The 942-nt window shown below is 62.1% G+C and carries 1 protein-coding gene; it reads left to right on the top strand.

Annotation, left to right across the window (positions count from 1 at the left end; translation table 11 throughout):
- Positions 1-113 precede the first annotated feature (113 nt).
- On the top strand, positions 114-942 hold an 829-nt coding region (locus tag NQ036_RS15410; RefSeq protein ID WP_257060008.1), incomplete at its 3' end, for an IS1634 family transposase.

Raw genomic sequence — 942 nt, 5'->3', positions numbered from 1 at the left:
GACCTGACTTCCACAATGTTGGGCGATTTCTGGGATTTCGAGATTGTTTGTGCTGGTGAGAGGCCTACGCTTGGGGGGCGTGGGTAACTAACGGGTCGCCTAAAATGGCCGGTATGAGCCCGTTCGTCCGCCGCGTGCCTTCAAAATCCGGAGCCACTGTTGTGCAGGTCGTGGACAAGACTGGTGGGAAGTACCGGATCGTCAAGCACATCGGATCGGCTCATACCGATGCCGAACTGGCCGCGAAGATGGCCGAGGCCCGCGAATTCCTCCATCCTGAGCAGGGAGTCCTCGATTTCGACGCCGTGGACTCCGCGTCGGTAGGGCAGGCTGCGGTGCTGGGCCCGAAGCGCTCGGGCCTTCTCATCGACGTCATCCGCACCGTGTACGACCGGCTCGGCTTCAATGTGGTCGATGACAATGTGTTCTTCCAGCTTGTGTTGGCGCGGCTGGTCGAGCCGACGTCGAAGCGCGACAGCATCCGCGTCCTGAACGAGATCGGCGCGAACCCTCCGCACTACAACACGCTGCTCAACTCTGTTGCCCGGGCACACGACCGGAAGTACCGGGACCGGATCGCCGAGAAATGCTACGCGTACGCGGAATCCACGGGCGGTGTCACGCTGTGCCTCTACGACGTCACGACCCTGTACTTCGAGGCGGAGAAGGAAGACGACCTGCGCAAGGTCGGCTACTCCAAAGAGCGCCGCGTCGATCCGCAGATCGTCGTGGGCCTGCTCGTCGACCGGACCGGCTTCCCACTCGAGATCGGCTGCTACGAAGGCAATAAAGCCGAAACGCACACGATCATCCCGATCGTCAAGCAGTTCCAAGACCGCCACGGCATCGCCGACATGGTCATCGCCGCCGACGCCGGCATGCTCTCATCCAAGAACCTGAGGGACCTCGACGATGCGGGCCTGCGGTTCATCGTCGGGTCCC

Origin of the sequence: Brevibacterium sp. 91QC2O2, from assembly GCF_024580695.1 — a bacterium.
Lineage (GTDB): Bacteria > Actinomycetota > Actinomycetes > Actinomycetales > Brevibacteriaceae > Brevibacterium > Brevibacterium moorei.
Note: the sequence above shows the minus strand (reverse complement) of the source record. Positions and strands in the feature narration are given on the sequence as shown.